Annotated in this window: 10 protein-coding genes; all 10 read right to left on the bottom strand. The window is 35.1% G+C overall.

The genetic code is table 11. The features are described from left to right. Positions 1-480 precede the first annotated feature (480 nt). The 10 genes from CUC15_RS05775 to CUC15_RS05730 all read right to left on the bottom strand — a co-directional run bounded on the left by CUC15_RS05775 (position 481) and on the right by CUC15_RS05730 (position 16396). Complete coding sequence (locus tag CUC15_RS05775) at positions 481-4938, bottom strand: coiled-coil domain-containing protein (RefSeq protein WP_114915748.1); 4458 nt, start codon at positions 4936-4938, stop codon at positions 481-483. After that, positions 4916-5662: a DUF6063 family protein gene (locus CUC15_RS05770; protein WP_114915747.1), complete on the bottom strand. Its 747-nt coding sequence runs from the start codon at positions 5660-5662 to the stop codon at positions 4916-4918. The genes CUC15_RS05775 and CUC15_RS05770 overlap by 23 nt, the downstream gene beginning before the upstream one ends. Next, positions 5659-7167: a hypothetical protein gene (locus tag CUC15_RS05765; protein WP_114915746.1), complete on the bottom strand. Its 1509-nt coding sequence runs from the start codon at positions 7165-7167 to the stop codon at positions 5659-5661. The genes CUC15_RS05770 and CUC15_RS05765 overlap by 4 nt, the downstream gene beginning before the upstream one ends. Beyond that, positions 7164-8237 (bottom strand): Wadjet anti-phage system protein JetD domain-containing protein, encoded by a 1074-nt coding sequence (locus CUC15_RS05760; protein WP_114915745.1) that lies wholly within the window; start codon positions 8235-8237, stop codon positions 7164-7166. Before CUC15_RS05760 ends, CUC15_RS05765 begins: the two co-directional genes overlap by 4 nt. A gap of 781 nt (positions 8238-9018) precedes the next feature. Beyond that, on the bottom strand, positions 9019-9363 hold the full coding sequence (locus CUC15_RS05755) for a hypothetical protein (RefSeq protein ID WP_114915744.1): 345 nt from the start codon (positions 9361-9363) through the stop codon (positions 9019-9021). Between the two features lie 846 nt (positions 9364-10209). Continuing rightward, the gene (locus tag CUC15_RS05750) at positions 10210-10806 is read right to left on the bottom strand and encodes a hypothetical protein (protein ID WP_114915743.1); all 597 of its coding nucleotides are present in this window, start codon (positions 10804-10806) and stop codon (positions 10210-10212) included. 200 nt (positions 10807-11006) lie between these two features. Further along, complete coding sequence (locus CUC15_RS05745) at positions 11007-11933, bottom strand: hypothetical protein (protein ID WP_114915742.1); 927 nt, start codon at positions 11931-11933, stop codon at positions 11007-11009. Beyond that, positions 11930-13378 carry an N-6 DNA methylase gene (locus CUC15_RS05740; RefSeq protein ID WP_114915741.1) on the bottom strand — a complete coding sequence of 483 codons (1449 nt, stop codon included), beginning with the start codon at positions 13376-13378 and terminating at the stop codon, positions 11930-11932. The genes CUC15_RS05745 and CUC15_RS05740 overlap by 4 nt, the downstream gene beginning before the upstream one ends. A gap of 71 nt (positions 13379-13449) precedes the next feature. Then, positions 13450-15429, bottom strand: a complete 1980-nt coding sequence (locus CUC15_RS05735) for a RecQ family ATP-dependent DNA helicase (protein ID WP_114915740.1) — start codon at positions 15427-15429, stop codon at positions 13450-13452. Continuing rightward, complete coding sequence (locus CUC15_RS05730) at positions 15419-16396, bottom strand: hypothetical protein (RefSeq protein WP_114915739.1); 978 nt, start codon at positions 16394-16396, stop codon at positions 15419-15421. Before CUC15_RS05730 ends, CUC15_RS05735 begins: the two co-directional genes overlap by 11 nt. Between the last annotated feature and the right edge of the window lie 167 nt (positions 16397-16563).

Below are 16563 nucleotides of genomic sequence, written 5' to 3'. Positions count from 1 at the left end.
TTCACGTATATATTAACACATATACTACATAAAAGAAGATGAAAGGAGAAAAATAGCACTTTAATCCTAAGTTGAATTTAGAGGATATAAGATTATTAACGGGACAACAGATATTAGTTTCAGTCCTCCAATGTGCTAAAGTGTTAGCGTGTGTCCTTTTGTACTCAATACTTTCTTTATCAATAAGAAGATTCGTTTAATACGCCTTAAACCCTAACTTTAATATTTCTCTTTTCCATTATTAAGAATCCGCTTACAATACAAGTTAGAATGAAGAATAAAAAATACTAGGAGCAGCTGGACTGAAAGTGAAAAGTTTCCTAGAGTTTTTTCCGATATAAAGCAAGGTAAAATCTGGGAATTTAAATACTTCAATGTTCTAAATATGATTGGACAAGGGGGAGACTGTCCCCCTTGTCCTTAGTTAAGCTTCATTATAAGAGACTCGCCAATATAAGTTTTTTGTTTTATTGATTTTTGTCAGACACTCAACCCTTGGTGTATCCGAAATGCTGGTACAATCGTGTCCGAAATAATTTCTTTCCCTTTTTCTCGAATGAAATCGAGTTTATAATAGGCTTCAAATCGTTGACTGATTTCTGTTTTGACCAATTCAGGCGGCGTAACGATGATAAATTGGAACTTCAGTTTTTCTGCAACAGCGAAGATTGGATCAAGAACATGAGCAGATGCGGCTTGACCGAATGGATTGTCCACAACTAATGGCACCCAACTTTGATCTGTTTCATTTTTCACTGATAGTAACATCATCATCATTACCATGCGAGCAGATAGCTTTTGTCCGCCGCTTCCATCCGATTTAGTCTTTGAACCTTGATTAATTGTTTGCCATGTAGAATAATGCTCCCGTTGTGGTTTTCCGTACATAAACGCATTATCCGTTCGCATGTTATAGACAAGAAGCTCTGGATAACGATTTCTGAGTGACACAAATAAGATCTTCTCATCGCTAACGAGTTGTTTGATTTCTTGATCTAGTGCGTGATTATTATCGTCAATTAAATCAAATTGCTTCGTGATTTGATTTATGCTTGAGACGAAATGCTGTCTTAACAAGGCTTCGATCTCTTCGGCCTTCTTCGGTAATATATCCTCTTTAAGCTGGACAAGTGGGAATGTGCCTCGTTCATTTTTCAACTTCATTTTCGCAATCATTGAACGAACCGCTTCGGAAATACTCATCACTTTCATGCTAGCACGACTAGCCCAGAAATTTTGTGCCTTTTCCGCTCTTTCCTTGTCCCGTTCTAATTGTTCCAACCCACTTTGTGAGAAGCGCTTCATATTTTTCACGACGCTTTGAATGTGGTCATAATGTCTTGTATCCATATGATCCAATGTGGTCAACACTTCATTTTTAAAACGAATTTCCCAATCTTTTCCTTCGATAGTCAGTTTTAAATTTCTTAGTGATTGTTCAATCTTCGCATGCTTTTCTTGGCCTTCTTCCTCTAAGGCTTGATGCTGCTCACACCAGTTAAGAATACAGGACTTTCCTTGACTCTTAATTTTTTCTACATCTTCTTCCGTGAAGGCAGCCGCTTCTTCCTTCAAGATAACCGAGAGCGTCAACATATCGCCCTCATAACCGGTAATATTCGCAACTGATTCCTTCTGGCGTTTCTCCGTATCCTTAATATCTGCCTTCGTTTTCTTCGTTTGGTCATTAATTTCAACAGCTTTCAGTTCCAAGTCCAAGTTTTCCCAGGCTTCAGGCTGTTTTTCATACTTCGCTAGCTTTTTCTCAGACTTGTCTCGCTGAACAATCGCGTGTTGAACCGACGTTTCCGCGACAGTGACTGCCGTTCCTTGTTCCCGTTCTTCTTTTTCTGCTGCCTTCAAATCCTTGTTTGCAGTCTGCAGCATATTTTCTAAAATAGAGATCGGTTCGTCCGGAACTGGAGCGTCCTTCCACTTCTCGTTTTGCACGTTCAATTTCTTCTCAAGTTTCTTTTGTTGCTTCTGTTCGCCTGCCTTTTCGGTCTGCTTGATGAGTAGTTCTTGTGCTTGTTCTTCTTTTGATTTTTGCAAGTTTCTTAACTCATCGATACTACCCATGATTTCTTCTAAAATATGTGGCGATAATGATGGTACCTCTTCCGATAATTCACCTGTTTTATCATTTGGAAAAGCAGCTTCTTCATTAAAGAAGGCAATCTTCTTTATTGATTGCTCAACCTGCAGCTTCCATTCTACATATGTTTGATTCCACTTGCTTTGCAGCTCAACGAATTCATCGTGCGCTTGGCTAATCTCTTCCCCGGCCTTAAGGCTAGCTTCCTTTAGTTTTTCCTTCTCCAGTTTTACCCGTTTATTTTCTTGATAGAGCTCCTTCTCATTTGTAAACTCTTCTAATCGATTGATATTAGAAGACAACTTTTCAATTTTTCGTTGGCTTTTTTCCAACTCTTCTTTCAGCTGCAGTTGGATTTCTTTTTCATTTACTTGCTTGGTGATAATCTCTTGCAATTGGGTTTGCTTTGAAAGCAGGGCATTCCGCTCCGCATCCAATGTCTTTTCAATATCACTCGAAAGCTCACCCGAGATAAAGCGATCGATTTCTTTTAAAATGCGACGATAGGCTTTTTCCGTTTTTTCCAATTCGTTTAGCGTATTTTTCTTCTCTTCAATCGATTTCGCAATTTGAATTTTCCATTCGGTAAATTGGTGTTTATCTGTTAACAGCTCTTTTTCGGTTCCGTTCAAAATGACAAACGATGCTTGACTGGAACCCGCCGTCATCTCCTCTCGCAGGAAAATCGGCACCGGACTATTAAACAAGCGAGACTTGAGCATTTGCTGATTAATCTTTTCCCATTGTTGCCCGCTGACTACTAAACCATATGGAAGAAGAGGATAGGTCACCAAATGCTTCTGCAGTTCCTCAGGACTTAGGGACTGCAGAAATTGACTTCCATAAAAGACATCAATCCCCGTCTTCTCATCAATCCATTCCTTTAGTTCTTTCACATCTTTATTGGCAATCCAGAAAGGTTCATCATTTAAGGTATAATCCAGCTGAATCTCCCATAATTCCTTCTTCATGTCTTCCTCTTGTTCAAGGATTTGCTTCAATAGGTCTTCAATCTGGAGGGCATACTTGGATAAAAGCGCATTGGTAAATGGCTCTACCACTGGATCTAGTAAACCATGAAGCTTAGACGCTAGTTTCGCTTCTTTTTCTTTTTGAACTTCATTTGAACTTGTCAATTCTTCACATTTTTCTTCAGAGAACTGAATCGATTGGGTTAATGTCCCTTGCCCGGAAGCGAGTTGGTTTTGCCGTTCACTCGAGGCATGATTTTTTTCTCTTATTTCTTCTAACCTTGCCTGTTTCTCTACGATTTGATTTGAAAAGTGATCGATCAATCCTGGTAAATCATACATCAGTCGGTCGCCGAACTCTTCCGTAAAAGCCGCTTCCTTCGATTCATACTTATGTATCTCGGTATATAGGTTATCCATTTCTGTACTAATTCTGGCAATCTCCCCAGTCTTTTGTTTATCCTGTTTAGCAAGTTCTGCTGCTTTCTTTTTCAGATGCTTCTGATAGCCAAAATACTGCTGAACAGCCTGTTGGATAGCTTCGAAGTCCTCGGCCCATTGTTTCGCAGCTTCTTCCTTAATTTCAGCCATTCTTTGATTGACTTCTTCTAACCCACTGTTTTCTTCCAGCTTCGCAATGGTCTCCGAGAGCAAGCGTATCGTTTGATCAACTTCACTCCACTCTTTTAATAAAAGTTGAAACGACAGTTGGTCTTTGGATTCCTGCTTTTCCCGCGCGGCCTCTTGTAAGAATAAATGTTTCTCTTTTTCTTCAGCCAACTTCTTTTCCCAGTCCAGAACCTCACGATGGGCCAACGCAAAATCTAAATTGTCTTTTTGATAACGTAAATCTTCTAAATTACCGAGTAATTGCTCCATCTCTTTCTCCATAGAAAGGAGCATTTCTTCTTCTTGGCCCTTCAAATGTTCTAAAGCACCAAGGAGTTGTCTGCCTTCCTTCATACTGTCCAGGACAATGTCTTTATGTTCGATTCCTTTAGCCAAATGTTCTTCAAACGGAACAATATCTTCCAGGAATTCCTTATGAGCTTGTTCTCGTTTTAACAACACAGGCAAATCTTTTGCGATACTGGCTTGACTTTTAAAAATCTCGACTAAATCATTCTTTTGATGTTCCGTTCGATGTAATACCTGGCTAATCGTAGGAATAATCCGTTTTTGAAAGAGCGAATGATCATCTTCAGCTCCCTCGAAGTATTTCCCTACGCCACCCTCATCTTTATTAATGTCTTTTAAAATATCCCAGTCTTTCCGGTTAATCGCGTATGTATCAAGAATACGATAATGCTTCTTCGTATCCTTATACACATCAAAACCATTCCATCTCAAGTAATCTTTCAAACTCTCATTATCTGCAACCTCGCCATCTTCATATAGAGGTATATGCTCTAGGGCTGCTTCTTCTTTTGTTTCAAACTCCCGTGTGTAAAAAGTAATATTGGGGATGATTTTGGCTTCTTGTTCCAGGGTTTTATTTTCATTCCCTACTTCCTCATTCATCGAAATCCGCTGTTCCGCTGAGAACATCCCACCTGTGATAAGGTGATGACGGTCCGCACCATCTAATTCCCATTGAATCAAGACATGAAAGGTATACGGAATGAACTGCTCCTTTTGATTAAAGAAGAACTGCTGATAATACCGATTGTTTTGCTTTCCCCATGATGTACCTGGTTTAACGATTTGGAAGATAGCTTGTAGGAATACCCCTTTTCCACCTCCATTCATCATCGAGATCAGGCCATTAACGGACGTCTCTTCATTATGAAAATTGAATGTCGTATCTTTATATTGTTTTTGCATCCCATCATATTTCAGGCCAACAATTCTAATCTTGTGTATCTTCGGCATGCATATGCTCCTTTTGTGTCACTAATTTCTTCATAAATTCATAACGATCGTAATCGTGATATAAGTATTCAATCCGCTCAAACAGTTCTTGTTTCGGAATCGCCTTAGGAATATCATCACGGTCGAGTATGACAACAAGACCTTCCGTTTCGAGTAGCCGCATGCTACTAGCAATCAGACCGATTCGTGTCCGTTTATTCGCTTTTTTTAAACTGAAATCTTCTCTGTCGACCTCCATATACTTCCAGGTCGTAACAACATCCTTCATATCAATTCGTTCTTCGGTACCAAAGTTCGGATCCGTTTTTAGGATTTTATCCCAATTCATCATTAGGTCATTCACTTGTCGTTCTAGAGAATAGTAGCTAATCCCCTCCCGCTTCGCTCGAACCTTAGCAGCCTGATTCTGATCAATACTTGCCAAAAATGACATTAACACCACACTCATCAAATGAAAGTGTTTTTTTGTTTCAACCTGATTATGCTTGTCCCGCATATGCGTAAAATTGGTTGCAAAAACAGAACCCGTTGGCTGAACTACTAAATGGATCTGTTTCGGAGTTTCAATAATATAGGTCCCCGACTCGTCCGCCATTAACAGGACAGTCTGCCTTACTTCAGGTTCAAAATAGTCCTGAAAATGTTCACTCGTTTCGTCAATCACTTTTTCTTTTAATAATGAAAAGTAGACTGCCGACGCTTTTTTGATAATTTCTGCATTCATCGAATCTCCTCCTCTATACAGATCTTAAACGGTGTGATTTTCATCTCATACCAGAGGAAAGGCTCGGCACGATGATCAAATTCTGTATAAATCTTTAAGCCTTCAAACTTTGTAAATTGCGGATATTCCTGCATCAGTTTATACAGCAGAATCTCCCGTTCATCATTAATGGTCTCTTCCTTCCGATGGAGCACTTGCACCTTCAGCGGCTTTTTATCAAACATCATCCATAAATCGATCGTTTCCGATTCCTCAAACCATAAATCCTGCACCTCATATGGCAGTTCCTTTAAATTGGTTAAGGAAAACTCTTGATGTGTTTGTAAATATTGAAACACATAGCTCCATGCCTTAACCACCGAATCCCAGTTCGTAATGCGCTGATAGGCAAGACGTTCTTTCTCCTCATCTTCTTCAACAACTTCCATTTCTTCTTTTTCATCGAATTCCTGCTCGCCCCAAATCCAATCGAGTGGCAAAATAAACTCATTTTTCGGTGAAAATAACGGAGAAAGGATGGTTTCTACATCGGTAAACGATTGCACGCCTTCTTTCAAAAACCAATTTTCATATATATGCTCTCTGAATGAGACCAAACTGTTTTCCCAAAACAAGGATGGATTTTCCGCCTTTAATTTAATTTCATAGGAAATATTTTGAATAACGAGTTTTGCAAATCGATCATGCAATTGACGAGAATGGCCGATCTTCTCCTGCAGCAGAACTAATTCCCGATGAATTAAATCATCCTCTGCATTTTGGCGTTTTGTTTTTTCAATCATACTCGTAATCGTCCGGAAGTGATTCTTTTCTTCTTCAAATTGCTTTTCAATTTCAATTCGATTATCAGCTCTTTGCCTTTCTGCTTCTATTAAAAGGATTTTGGGATTATTAATCATTTCCTGTTGAAAGGAGAATTCTTTGGCCATTAAGCGGTTTACCCGTGAAATGAGGTGATCGAGGTTTCTTGTCGCTTTAAGAAAATTACCATTTTTAATTAGCTGGATACTATAGAGCTGTTCAATTGTAATAGAAAACTCCTCTGCCATTTCCCGACTCATAAAAATCATTTCCTGCGCAATATCCGTCAGCTTATAAACGATGGAACTACCAATTTCTAAATTCGTATATAGTTCATCCATCGTCACATAACGGAACACTTGAGTCTCCCATGATTGTCGTACTTCATCATAATAGTAAGCTTCAAATGGTTGACTATATTCTTCTTTTCCTGAATATAATAGCCCACTCGTAATCCGTTCAACTTGCTTCTCATCTGCGAGTAACTTCATTTGCTTCATTGTATCTTCTACCATATATTTAATATCGGATTTACGCCGATGGTCATCATCATTTAACTCTCGATAAAAGATGGTCAGGAGCACTTGCATCAGGATGGTTTGGAGATAGGGTTTTAACTCGCCCACTTCCATTCCTCGCCCTAGCTCAAATAGCGGATTGAGTCGTTGCATACGTCCTGCAAAACCTTCCCATGATTCGTTCACAGCCAACGCCTCCATGTTTCAATTGTTAATACTTCTTGGGGTATTCGTTTATTTTCTTGCCATAATTGTTGTAATAACTGCTGCTCCTCTTCCGTAAACCACTGGAAGAAAGCATCGCGGTATGTCATGTTTTGTGTTTGTCTAATGTTTTGGTCATTTCTTTGTTCTATAAACTCGAACATTTTCCGATAAATTTTTAATGCTGGCTGTATACTTGTATCCGGAAACTTCTCCATTAATCGAATGACAATCCCATAACTTTCCGCATCCAGATCTCCAGCGTAATAAATTTGATAGTTTTTAGGAGGAAACATCTGAAAGAAAAAAGAAAAGCTTCGTTCGATTTTCATTCCTTCTCCATAAATAATGAGCTCTGGCTCATAATCAAGCACCTCTGCTTCCAACAGCTTAATCGAAGTATGGAAGAATGCTAGATTTTCCACAATCAGAACGCGCTGAACATCTTTAATTTCTTTTCCTTGTTTCATCCAAAATACAAACGGCTCGCCATGTTTCACCATTTTTAATTGCTCTTTTGGAATGCCGATTCGATTTAAAAAGCTTTTTCCCTCTGGATAAAGATCGCTATCCTGCAAGAATTTTTCATGTCCGAAGAGTTCCAGACTTCTTTCTTCAACGGACACGACTTCCCGTTCCTCAGCAGTTTGCAAAAATGTATATAAATTATCGATTCTTTCCCATTCTTCCTCTGTTTGATATTCAGGGTGGTGCTCATAATATGTAAAATCAAACTTGTCACTTAACCTCATCATCTTCAGCCGGTCCCACTTCATTTCTTGAGCTTTGATATTAACCCAGTAATACAGAGGTAGAGCCGGTGACTTGCCATTATATTGTTTATTTTGAATCAGAGAAAGTACACCTTCCTCTTGCAATTTTCCAATCACTTCATAAAACAACTGATAGCCATTCATTTCAAAATAATTATCCAAAAGCTTCCGTAATTGAAGCTCTAAATCATTTATATTAATCTTCTTTCTTTGTTTCGGGTGTTGAATATCTGAAATAAACCCACGCACCCGTGTTTCTATCAAATCGATCGTACTCACCTACTTAATCTTTATGCAACCATCAAAATCAATAACTGATTTTCCAAGGGCTATCCTTTTATTATAAACCAAATAACAAATAGTGGGGATATGGAAGTTTTTGATAAATTGATAAAGGAGTGTAAAGTTTGTTGCACTTTATTAGTTGTTGTTTCAGCTACAGGCTACGGATGTGAAAAAATAGGACCATGTTAACTCTCCTCCCTATGTTATAAGGTGTCACGGTTTGTGCTCGAACTGTTTCTATCCTTAGGTTAATTGAGCAACATTAGAGGGTATGGGATCGTCCTTTATGTTACTTGGCTGAACTTAACATGATTGATATCAGATTTCTACAAACAAAACCTAGAATAAATATGTAAAATGATTCCAAATTACCTTTTTATCGTTTTTTTAAAAACAAAAAACACCTTTAAACAGTGATATATCAACATTTTTAAGTGCTTTTTTGTTATATTAACTAAGTCTTTTTCTTAAGATACCGGTGGTCGGGTCGCACCGACACGTCCGTGAAGACACGGGATTTTGAGTGATGAACCTATACAACGTTAATGTTTACGTACGTTCTTTCCGAAAATGTGCGAGAATCAGTAACATGACTCGCTTTCCTTTGTTACCGTAAAGTATATACCTATCCGAATAGTACAATTCTTAATTTCGCAATTAGTCGAAACAATTACCTGTCAACAGAAAAGTAATTCGCTTGTGGGTTTCTCTAGCAAAACCATTCATCCGATTTTAGGCAAAAAAGAAGCCCCCGTAATGGATGCCCTAACTTTCTTCACTCTTTTTTCTTTAAATGACGACTAGTAAAGATAAAAATCGGAAGCGGAACTAAAACCCATCCAAGACTTTGCAATAATCGGTTAATGTTTCGTGTCTTTTCAAGTTCTTTTTCTCTGAAAATGTGCATCTCATATTCCTCTTGAAGTTCTTCTTTCGTTTTTGTTACTTCTTTTGTCTCTCCGTAATTCGTGTGATAAACCTGCACATACTCAGGATAACTCATATAATATCCTTCTGGTGCAACGATGCTTGCGATTGCTGAAAAAGTCGAGATGCTTCCGCCAATAACCATCATCAATGTTGCGAACAATACAAGATAAATATAAATCCTTTTGACCATGTTTTCCCCTCCCTTTTCTATTCTATTTCCTTTGCTATCGCTTTATATCTTTATTTTTCTAAATAATAAAGGCAAAGATACTCTCTATACCAAGATAATTTCATGTTTTATTGTTTGAAAACCATCCTACTCTTCTTTCCCTAATTGGTGATGGAATTCTATCACTACAAGTGATCACATACACCCTATATTTCGAACGATTCCTTTCAAACTGCCGCTTGGCTTCATTCTCCTAAATAAATAAGTTGCTCCACTCCGAAGAATGAAACGCCTTTACTTCCTTCTATTTAATTCGCCTCGCTTAAAATTCCACATCCTGCGAAACCAGCCGGCGCCTAAACATTCCCATCTTATCTTTGTACTACTTAATAGTATCCGGACGCAATCCACGACGTCCTGCGTCTGCTTTGAATCTAGTTACTACGTCGTCATATGACAACGTTTCTAACTCGACCGGCTCTGTTGCTATATCCACTTAAATGCGATTTAATCCGTTACTCCTGCGATTGACCATAAAAATAGCGTTCCCTTCTGATTAATTCAGAGGGGAACGCTTGTTCTTAAGTATGCACGGGACTATTTCTCGCACGTTCTGCGTAAAATGAACGCGAAAAAGTCGACGCTCAAACGAATTATTTCTGTTTGAACGCCGTCCTGTCAACGTTTTAGATACCGGTGGTCGGGGTCGAAATCAGGCTAAGAATACTGATTTGATAAGGTTCTTCTTTAGTGATGTGTAAAATTTGTGTAAAAAGACACTATACAAATACATTATTCACATGGAAGCCTACGTTGGAATAATCCTTCCTTACAAGCTATCCAGTTGCACAGTTTTCACTCTTAATATCACTCAGTTAGTCCATTAAAAAAATAAATAGAATTAATAATCACTATAACTAGGGTAACCCAAAATACTATTCTAATAATTTTTCGAATTAAATTACTCCCTTGTATTTTATTAATAGCAGTTTCTATTTTGTTTATTTTTATATCATCATCTAAGAAAAATATTGGTTTATAAATATTATAATTAAAAGTTGCTATAAAAAAAACTAATGTAATTATAGCATTTATTTCTTGGTCGTTAATTAGTCTAGCGATAAATGAAGATGTATCATTTATTCTTAAAGATTTGTTTAATAAAGGTAAGACTGTTAATAAACCTGTCACAAATATGAAAACTAAATTAGAGACTTCAAATCTATTCCTAAATTTTTGATGATCGTTAAATCCAAGATTAAATAAATGAATAACCATTGTACCGATTAATGAAAGCAAAACCGCTACAATTATAATTAAAATTACTTTTAAATAAGTCATTTGATCTGGTAAAATTGCATTTATTATAACCTCACTAATACTAATACTTAATATATATACAACAAAGAAAAAATAAACTACAAATACCCATTTAAATAACCAGTTAACAAGTTTTTTTTCCATATTAATCCCCTGTCAAAATATCAAAAAGAACTATAGTGTTAAATTTTTAATCATTTAAGCACACGTAATAACCTCAATGTTTGATTGAGCAGTATCCATTTTTTACGAATCCCATTTTTTAGACTAATCAATCTTACTGCTTGTTTTTTCGTTCTTTGATACTTTTAGTAGTTCCCTATAAATAAAAACTAGGCACACACTTAAGCCATTAAGCAGTCCAGTAAATAATCTATCCTCTCCGGCATAATATCTTTACATTCTAAAGCTTTATCAAAATCCATATATTCCGGATGTGCTGAAGGGTTTCTGAATTCATTTACTATCTGGCTTATTTTCGCCATATAAGAAGTACTCAATAAGTTTACAGAGTCATATTCTCTCGAAATATATTCTTCAAAGTCCTGAAGTAATCGACTCTTGCTTACAACATCTTCTTTTTTTAGTAATGACAGAATAGTGTTCATTTGCCCTAAAGTATATTCTGGTTTACGTGTTTTAGATGCCTTCTTGATAGCCTTTGCAAAAATCATTGTATTTTTATTTCCGCTATCAAGAACTAAAAATCTATGGATGCTTCTACGTTGCCTATCTAGTAAGTCCAAGGTGTATCTTTTAAAGACTTTAAGAAGAAATTCATTTTCTATCGCTCTACATAACTCAAGAATTACTGGCGAAAAGTCCGCACCGTTAAGTTTTTGCAGTTTAGAGAATAGATATTCGGCCATAGGAATGAATTTCTGTGTTAAATTATCAAGCATATCCCAGTTATCATAATTACTTTGGCTTAGTAAGTAGTAATCTTCCAATTCCTCATCAGTTATTTGCTTCTCAATTCGTTCTAGCTTAAAGTTCATCAATTTTACTTTTTCTTCTAACCCTCTGGTTTCAGTTTTAAGTTCATCAAAACTAACGAGAAAATTTGTTAATTGTTTTCCGATATAATCAATTTTTTCTTCGATTCTTTTTCTATAACTTTGTAGTCCTTCAACTTCATGACTAATCTTATTAAGGGATACTCCATGTACCTCAAGTTCTTTTTTGATATCCTCTATACTATTTACTATATTTACTTTTTCATCAATTTCTCCAAGGATATCTAAAATAAAAAGAAGTATATCTTCTTTCATAGCTTATATCCCCCACTTTCTATCACATCAAGAAGTTGAGTTTTAGAAGGAGCTGTGTCAAAAGTAACCTTTCTATTCTCTCTAATTAAATACAAGTCGAACTTATTTAAATTAGTGAAAATGAAAACAGGAAGCTTTTGATATTGTCGTATCTTATCTAATGTTTTTTCCAAATCTCTGGGAACAGTTCGAGTTGAAACTTTAATCTCTACTGTAGCCAAGACTTCGTTATCATTCTTTAAAACTATGTCTGGCAAATATCCGTTCGTATTACCTAACTTAAAAATATTATCCTCTGTGAGAATATCATTCTTATTCCATCCGCTCGATAAAAACATATCAATAACTATTTGTTCGGCTTTACTTCCTATTACATGTACATCAATATAATCTACTAAATTACTCAATTCTTTATTATCCAATTTATCAATGTTTATCATTTCAAACATTGTTGCATTATCAAATATAGGAATTTTTAAACCTTTAATATCTCTTAGGTTAATTGATGTAATTGTGGTTCCCCTCTCTATCATTTCTAATTGTTTGTGAAATATATTCTTACCAGCCCTGCTATTAATATATTTAAAAAGGTAATCCTCAGGTATTTCAAGTGCTCTTACCACAATAAAAGCAGGAGACGCAATTGCTGGACAATCATCTTCCAATACTTGAGCAATACGTTTCTCTCCAAAAAATTTAGAAATAAGAATATCACCTGGAAGTAAAATTTGTTTGGCATATTTCACTGCATGTTCACTTTTCACATAGTCAGTTGCAACAATTTTCCCATCTACGATATTTCGTGCCCGTAAATATGAAAAGTCACCTTCTATGCCTCCTAATTCATCTTTCGGGACACTTTTTCCGTTGAATAACTCAGCTATATCATTTAGGGTTTTTGTTTCATATGCATTTAAGATATTATCAATTTTCTGTCTCTCTCCATTATAGAATTCTGGCATAAGATTTGATTTGTTTACTGAATTTGTATGATATATATTATGACTATGTTTCGTATGGTCATTTGAAGTTACTAGATTTATCACTTCCTGAATACTACTAGCAGAAGTAAACCAGGTTGCTTCATTGCTTTTATTATTCTCCAGAAGTATCAAGGACAATGGTATTGAAGAAAAGTCAAATACAGATGTTTTCAACGTGATAACACCTTTAATTTGAAATTCATTAACTATGTACTCTCTATTTCTTTTAAAATTTTTACTGAATAGTACTGCTGTTGGAACTAATACATATGCTATACCATGATTTCCCATAACATATTTAGTTCTGTCTAATTTCTCTTCATTATCATTGCTACTACTCAAACATTTTACCAAGACAACATCATACTGTTTGTTTGGCACATACTCATTAATATTATATAAAATATTATCTGAAGAGATATTCTCAACTAATTTATCTAGTATAACATTAGAATTTTTCACATAAGGCTCCCCCAAAATCACACAACGATATTTGTTCTTCTATTGTATATAAAATAAACTGCTTATTATTGTCATTCCATAACTTTAATTTTTTCTATTATATTTCGTGCTGAATCAGACAACGCTGGGTTTTCATATGTAATTTCTAATTGGTCTGGATAATATTTTTCATAAATATCTATCTTCTTCAACCATCTTTTATCATAAGTCTCAGTTCCAATCATACCGAGATGTTCCCAGTATATGTCCTTTTCTCCTACTTCAATTGTAAAGTCTGGTTCAATCCAATTTTGATCATCATAATAAAGTTTTTTTTCATACTCATAATTAACATTTGCTTCATAAAGAAGATTTGCAATTATTACTTCAGATTTTGACCGAACTAAATCTCCTTTACGTGTTCTGTAAATTTTATTAAGGTTATGTTTATCTACACCTAAATATCGACCAATTTCTTGATGGAGTTCTCTAGAATTTTCACACACCTCTAATAAGTATGTAAAATAATCTAAAAGTTTGTGTTTATATGTACGCTTGTCTTCGATGTATTGTTCCAGTATTTTAATTTGGTCAGCCTTTAATTCTGTATATTTACTTCTTACAATTAGGCTTTTATCAAGATTTTTAGAAAGATTAACTTGTTCATTTATTATTGCTGAATAGACTTTATCACTAACTTCTTTCGGAGAATGCCCGCTCTTTTTAACAGTACTAATAAACCCTTTAGTCCTCGTTAAATTATATAATCTTTCTATTTCGGGATCCTTTATTTCTGAGAAAATATCTAGAGTGGTAATACCCTTAGCCCCAATTTCGAGGATATCATTGTCCAAATAATACGGGAGACATAGCTGTACATCCTCATCATTAAAATATGGTAGTGTTTTATAGTTTGTCTTATTTCCAGTAATCTTTTTGAAAACATCTTTTAGCTTATCAATAGAGGGAAAAGAACGATCAATAAAGTGTGTTTTCTTCACTCTTATGTTTTTATTAGTATAAAGTAAGTACGTATTTGAAGCTTCGCCGTCTCTTGCAGCTCTTCCAACTTCTTGATAATACTGCTCCACCGACTCTGGAATCATGAAGTGAATAACGACCCTAATATCAGGAATATCAATACCCATACCAAAAGCATTGGTTGCAAAGATAACATCAACATCATTATTTTTAAACTTTTGAATAATTTCTTGTCTAGCTTTCGCTGACATTTCACCATGGAAATTCACCGCATTATAGCCTTTTTCAATAGCGGTTTTCATTAAATCTTCTGTACCTCTTTTATTATACTTACGATACAAATAAACTAATACTTTTTCATTTCTATGAATCCGTAGCAAATCCCAAAGTTTCTCCTCTTTTTCATCTTCATTAGTAAACTTTATCTTTTTTAGTTCAATCTCAGAGCGTACTAGAAGGTGGTCTTTTATAATATTCTTTCTGGATATATGAAAAGAACTACATATATCTTTAATTTCATTAGCATTTAAAGTAGCAGTTAGACCTAATACTCTAGGCCAATTATTGTTAAAAACACTATTTAAGAACTCTGGGATTCGCCTATAGAAAGGTCGAAAACTAACTCCCCATTGGCTCACACAGTGTATTTCATCAATGGCAATTAAGTTTATATCTTCTTTTCGCTTCTTCATACCATATTCAAATAGTCCATCCGTCGCCATTCTTTCTGGACTAATAAAAATAAATTTAGGATTTAATTCTTTATTAGCAAGTTTCTTTAATAAATCGACTTGTTTCTTAGGAGATATTCCACCATGAATAGTTAAAACTTCATAACCTTGTTCGCTAATTTTACTTGCTTGTTCATCTATTAAAGCAATTAATGGAGAAATAACAATTGTAATTCCCTGTAAGGATAATCCAGACAGCCAGTATATAAGAGATTTCCCACCACTTGTTGGCATAATACAAAGTGTATTATTGCCATCTAACAAATTTTGTGTAGCCGTTTTCTGAATCACCCTTAATGAAAATTTATCAGCTAAATTAGGAAAATAACTTTCAAATAATTGCTCAACCTTAGAATCCATGATTTGCCTCCTTTAGTTGACTTTTCAAAAAGTTAATTTCATCCGAGTGCACGCTAGCAACATAACTAAGAAATTCATTAACCAAAACAAAACGGTAATCTTTATTTAATTGAATATTAAGGTTCATTGCTTCTCTTTCAATCAATTGAAAAATCTTTAAAGCATAATAGGAAAATAACTCATAAGGGTAAAAATAATTTTGTTGTGTTATACTTTCCTTGACATTAATCATAAGAAACTCTGAGTCTTCTAAGCACCCGAAAGTTTTCTTTTTCGATAAATACCACAATGCCCAAATTGCATCCCTACTACGGTTAGGAAAATAGGCCGGTTGTAACTTATAAAGTAGATGACTCTTAATTCCACCACCTATTGCACCGTAAACAATGTAATCTCCTGTATCCAAATCTTGAAAACCAAGTTCTTCTAAACTATCAATCAGTTCATAATTACTAGAATTTTGGTTTTGACTGTATGTATTTGCAAAAGAAGTTAGATTCATAACTACATCTAAGAGGTCATTAGGATCAGCCAGATTAAAATCACGTTTATATTTTTCCAACTCTTTTGCATTACTGTATATCGTTACCCTAATTATTGGACATTCATCACGTAACACCTTGTTCTTAAAATAGTTTGGATCATCTTCATATTCATCAAAAACATCTTCATCAAAAATATCTAAGTATTTTTCTCTATCCTTTTCATAGCCTTCAATACTCTCCTTAATAATCTGTTGAAAGGCCTTTTTCGTATCTTTTTTTCGTTTCTTAATAACCTGACCCTGACTATCATTTCCAAAATGCTTCACTAAATTAACAACATAATCATCGGATAATCCATTACCAGCTTCAGACTGCAAAAAATCAGAAAAATAATCATGAAAGTTTAATTTAATTTCTGTTAGTACTTGTTCGATATGGTCTGAATCGTAACAAATATCTTCAATAATATTAGGATAATACACTGCACGTCACCTCTTATATTGGTATTTTATTGTAAAAATGTTTGAAAATAATGATCTAAAAACCTATTTTAGGAGTATCGAACTTTTAGTAAACCCTTCTTAAAGCTGTTCTTTAATGGTCATTTTACATGCATAACCATAAAAAAATCCAAACATATAAACTAACC

The sequence above is a fragment of the Oceanobacillus zhaokaii genome, assembly GCF_003352005.1.
Classification (GTDB): Bacteria; Bacillota; Bacilli; order Bacillales; family Amphibacillaceae; genus Oceanobacillus; species Oceanobacillus zhaokaii.
The sequence above is the reverse complement of the archived record's forward strand: the minus strand, read 5'-3'. Positions and strand labels throughout refer to the sequence as shown.